Source organism: Pseudomonas sp. HMSC065H01, from assembly GCF_001815235.1.
GTDB classification, from domain to species: Bacteria; Pseudomonadota; Gammaproteobacteria; order Pseudomonadales; family Pseudomonadaceae; genus Pseudomonas; species Pseudomonas aeruginosa.
This window is the reverse complement of sequence record NZ_KV819930.1, coordinates 56,263-60,645: the sequence shown is the minus strand read 5'-3', so window position 1 is coordinate 60,645 and position 4,383 is coordinate 56,263. Positions and strand designations below refer to the sequence as shown.

Below are 4,383 nucleotides of genomic sequence, written 5' to 3'. Positions count from 1 at the left end.
CGTTTCGGCCGGATCACCAATACCCAAGTCCTTGTGGATCTGCTGGCCGTGGGCGGCAAGCCGATGGCGCCGACTGCCCAAGCCCCGGCCCGCCCGCAAGTGCAGGCCCAAGCCCCACGCCCGGCCCAGCAGCCGCAGGGCCAGGACAAACAAGACAAGTCCCCGGACGCCAAGGCGTAAGCCGTAGGAGGCCGCGATGCTCCGCTATCTCTCGCTGTTCGCGGTAGGTCTGGCCACCGGCTACGCCTGGGGCTGGATCGACGGCCTGGCGGCCTCCCTGGCTGTTTGAGGACTGATCGCTATGTCAGGCGTTGTCGCTGTGCAGGTGTGTACCGCGTGGACCTCGAACCCCGAGGGCTTCATGGCGTGTCGCGAACTCGCATGGCAGCAGGCCTACCTGATTCCGCCCGAGGCCGCTGGATACGTGGACATCCTGGTCAACGGTGGTTTCTCCCCGGAAGCCTTCGGCATCGGTGCTGCTGGCGTCCTGGGATCGTTCGTGACGGGGCTTTTGATTGGCTGGGTCGCGTCACTTCTTCGTAAAGCCAAGTAGAGAGGAAACACCATGAAAGCAATGAAGCAACGCATCGCCAAGTTCAGCCCGGTCGCCTCGTTCCGCAACCTGTGCATCGCCGGTTCCGTCACTGCCGCGACTTCGCTGCCGGCCTTCGCCGGGGTGATCGACACCAGCGCGGTGGAATCGGCGATCACCGATGGCCAGGGCGATATGAAGGCCATTGGCGGCTACATCGTCGGCGCCCTGGTGATCCTGGCCGTTGCCGGCCTGATCTACAGCATGTTGCGCAAGGCGTAACGGGTGCTCTGGTCGGTGTGGTTGGGGGCGTTCTTCGCCGGCGCCTTCATCACCGGGTACCGGACCGGCGAATTCTTCTAACCGAACAGACCGAGGCGGAAGCCCCTCCGGAGTTTCCGGCGGGGCTTTTTATTACCCGGAGAAAAGATAAATGAGCATTAAGACATTGATATCTGTCCTGAGGGTAACGCTTCTTACGGCGTGCTTGTTGCCTTCGTTATTCTTTGTTCGGAGTGCTATTGCGGGCCCTTATATATGGGAGGTTGTTATGTATTCCTCCAGTGGCTCTAGCACTCCTGCCGAAGCATGCGAGAAAGCACGGGTTGTTGCGGATAGGTCTCCGGATTGGAACTATACAAGCGCCACGCCCAAGATGAATGGGTTGGATAATTCATATTGTTCTGTTGTGTATGTTTCTCGTAGAGACCCTAGTGTTGTTAATACTTGTGATGACTGCGCTAGCTGGAAGCTTTTTAGAAAGGGGGATCAGTGTGCCAATGCTGATGATACCTACAATGCCTCCACTGGTATTTGTGAGCCGCCGCCCAAGGAGTGTAAGGAAGGCGAACTGTTCCCGGCCAAGGGCCCGGACTCGCCCGTAGTTACCTCGGGAGGCCGTAACTATGTCGGTGACGGCGGCGCCCCGACCGCCTGCTATCAAAGCTGTGAGTATGGCGGCAATCCCAGCCCGGCCAGTTGCTATCTGGTCAAAGGCTCCACCACGACGGGCTTCTGCAACTACATTCTCAAGGGCACCGGCCAAAGCTGCGGTGCCGACTCCTACACCTTCTCTCAAACCGGCGATTCGCTGAACCCGCCCGACACTCCGAACACCGATCCCTCCGACCCGAACGACCCCGGCTGCCCGCCCGGCTGGTCGTGGTCGGGGACTACCTGCGTCAAGACCCCGACCGATCCCACGGATCCAACCGACCCGACCACGCCGGGCGGTGATGGCGATGGCGGCGGCGATGGCAATGGCGGTGGAAACAACAACGGCGGCGGCACCGGCAATGGCGGCGACGGCAGCGGGGGAGGGGACGGCAACGGCGGGGGCGATGGTAGCGGCGACGGTGACGGCAGCGGCACGGGCGGCGATGGCAACGGCACCTGCGACCCGGCGAAAGAGAACTGCTCCACCGGCCCCGAAGGCCCCGGCGGCGAACTCAAGGAACCCACGCCCGGCACCTGGGATGACGCCATCGCCACCTGGGAAAAGAAGGTCGAGGAAGCCAAGAAAGAACTCAAGACCAAGGTGAAGGCCAACGTCGACCAGATGAAGGGCGCCTTCGACCTCAACCTGGCGGAAGGCGGCGGGCAGCTGCCCTGCGAGTCCATGACCATTTGGGGCAAGTCCTACTCCCTCTGTATCTCCGACTACGCCGGCCAACTCTCCAGCCTGCGCGTGGCGCTGCTGCTAATGGCCGCGCTGATCGCCGCCCTCATTCTGCTGAAGGACTGACCCTATGGAATGGCTCTCCGGTTTTCTCGATCAGATCATCGCCTTCTTCCAGTGGATCTGGGACTTCTTCGCCCAAGGCATCTATGACTTCGTGCGCGACGGACTGGTGGTCGCCACCAAGGCGTCGATGTACGCCGCGCTCCAGACCCTGATCCTGCTGATCGATGTCAGCTACACCGCCGCCCGCGAACTGATCGACAGCCTTGGCGTGCCGCAGATGATCCGCAGCATGTACGCCGCGCTGCCGGGGCCGATTGCGGCGGGGCTGGCCTTCTTCGGCGTGCCGCAGGCGCTGAACATCATCATGGTCGCGGCGGCGACGCGCTTCTGCATGCGCTTCGTGCCGTTCATTGGGAGGTGATCCGTGTCGATCAAGATCCATCACGGCCCCAATGGCTCCTACAAGACTTCCGGCGCAATCCAGGATGACGCCGTGCCCGCGCTGAAAGACGGGCGGGTGATCATCACCAACGTGCGCGGCTTCACCCTGGAGCGGGCCTATCAGGTCTTCCCGGACCTGCCCAACACGGCGGAAATCATCAACCTCGATCTGGAGTCGCTGGAAGACCTCGAAAAGATGCGCACGTGGTTTCAGTGGGCGCCCCGCGGGGCCTTCCTGATCTTCGACGAAACCCAACTGCTGTTTCCCAAGTCCTGGCGGGAAAAAGACCTCGAGCGCTTCGACTACCCCGGTGGACCGGAAGCGGCCCACGCGGCCGACCGCCCCATGGGCTGGCTCGACGCCTGGACCCGGCACCGGCATTTCAACTGGGACATCGTCCTCACCACGCCGAACATCTCCTACATCCGCGACGATATCCGCATGACCTGCGAGATGGCCTACAAGCATTCCAACCTCGCGGTGATCGGCATCCCTGGCCGCTACAAGGAGGCCCAGCATGACGCCCAACTCAACCGTCCGCCCGCCGATGGCACCATCATCGAGTACAAGCGGATCCGAAAGCAGACCTTCGCCCTCTACCAGTCCACGGCCACCGGCAAGACCCAGGACACCAAGGCGGGCAAGAGCCTCTTCTGGTCGCCTAAGCTGGTTCTTCTACTGGCATTGCTGGCCGGCACTATTGGCTTTGTCTGGTATATGGGGCCTCTGCGCACGATTGGCGGTCCGGCTGCTGCGACACCTGCCGACGCTCCTGGCGACCCTGCTCAAGCGCCTGCTGCGCCCGCTGCTGTGGCTGCTCCAGCGCGTCCTGCTGCGAATAGCTTTCTTCCTCCTGGGCTTGTACCTGATGGGTCTGCTGCTGCGCCTGTTGATCTGAACGCCCATCCCTTCGCCGATCGGCGGATCTCCATCCTTGCCCACGCCTACCGCAAGTCGCGGGGCGACATTTACATGTTCGCCCTGGAGGATCCCACGGGCCGGCGCCTGGAACTCACCAGCTGGCAACTGATCGGCTCCGGGTACCGGGTGACGCCCAAGGGCGAGTGCGTCGTAGAGCTTCGCTATGAGGACTGGAAACAGACCGTCACCTGTGCCGGGAGGCAGGCCGGCGCGGTGGCCAGCATCGTTCCGGCAGCGCCTGTCGCCGCCTCTGCGGGCGCCTCGCCGAAGGGGCAGACGCCGCTGACCATCGTTCCCGATTCCGAATACGCCTCGCGGCCCTGGAGGCAGAAATGATCGATTGGGAATTCCTCGTCCCGGTGGCGATGGGCTGGGCGCTGCATCACTGGTGGACGGTGATGACGGCGCTAGCGGCGGTAGGGGTGCCGCCATGAGGGGCGGGCCGCGCCGCCGGCCGGGAGCGCAAGGCATGAGCGATAGGCCGAAGGCGCGGCCGACGCCCCTGTAACACGTCAGATAACCCCCGATCAGCAACCCCATAGAACCTCATTAACGGGTAAAGAACATGAAGACTCCGATCCATCCAACCCGACTGGTCCTCGAAGAAAACGGGGATTTCCACAAGTCCCCGAAGGGGATGCTTTTCATGGACCCGCTCAATGGACAGTTCACCGACCTGTCAGGCGTGCGGATCCTGCGGTGTGGCGTGGACACCGTGCGGCAGTTGTACAACGGCAAGTTGCGTCCGGAAGTGATGGCGCTGTTCGACCTATCGGTGGATGTGGTCGAGTTCGCCGGCTACGA

General features: G+C 62.7%; 5 protein-coding genes and 2 pseudogenes. All 7 read left to right on the top strand.

The window, feature by feature from the left end:
- Positions 1 to 180: pseudogene (locus tag HMPREF3014_RS27420) on the top strand (DNA-binding protein); the annotation flags it as partial.
- A 121-nt stretch (positions 181 to 301) separates the two neighbouring features.
- Positions 302 to 553, top strand: a complete 252-nt coding sequence (locus tag HMPREF3014_RS27410) for a hypothetical protein (RefSeq protein WP_023087824.1) — start codon at positions 302 to 304, stop codon at positions 551 to 553.
- 12 nt (positions 554 to 565) lie between these two features.
- The gene (locus HMPREF3014_RS27405; protein WP_003125072.1) at positions 566 to 814 is read left to right on the top strand and encodes a major capsid protein; all 249 of its coding nucleotides are present in this window, start codon (positions 566 to 568) and stop codon (positions 812 to 814) included.
- 151 nt (positions 815 to 965) lie between these two features.
- Positions 966 to 2,276: a hypothetical protein gene (locus tag HMPREF3014_RS27400; RefSeq protein WP_031633680.1), complete on the top strand. Its 1,311-nt coding sequence runs from the start codon at positions 966 to 968 to the stop codon at positions 2,274 to 2,276.
- A gap of 4 nt (positions 2,277 to 2,280) precedes the next feature.
- Positions 2,281 to 2,637: a DUF2523 family protein gene (locus HMPREF3014_RS27395; RefSeq protein ID WP_003114150.1), complete on the top strand. Its 357-nt coding sequence runs from the start codon at positions 2,281 to 2,283 to the stop codon at positions 2,635 to 2,637.
- A gap of 3 nt (positions 2,638 to 2,640) precedes the next feature.
- The gene (locus HMPREF3014_RS27390) at positions 2,641 to 3,915 is read left to right on the top strand and encodes a zonular occludens toxin domain-containing protein (RefSeq protein ID WP_023087822.1); all 1,275 of its coding nucleotides are present in this window, start codon (positions 2,641 to 2,643) and stop codon (positions 3,913 to 3,915) included.
- Positions 3,916 to 4,144: 229 nt separating this feature from the next.
- Positions 4,145 to 4,383 (top strand): annotated as a pseudogene (locus HMPREF3014_RS27385) (hypothetical protein); the annotation flags it as partial.

Bases quoted from the DNA above. Each gene is read 5' to 3' on its own strand.
- HMPREF3014_RS27400 (WP_031633680.1), top strand. From the start codon at position 966: ATGAGCATTAAGACATTGATATCTGTCCTGAGGGTAACGCTTCTTACG.
- HMPREF3014_RS27410 (WP_023087824.1), top strand. From the start codon at position 302: ATGTCAGGCGTTGTCGCTGTGCAGGTGTGTACCGCGTGGACCTCGAAC.
- HMPREF3014_RS27405 (WP_003125072.1), top strand. From the start codon at position 566: ATGAAAGCAATGAAGCAACGCATCGCCAAGTTCAGCCCGGTCGCCTCG.
- HMPREF3014_RS27395 (WP_003114150.1), top strand. From the start codon at position 2,281: ATGGAATGGCTCTCCGGTTTTCTCGATCAGATCATCGCCTTCTTCCAG.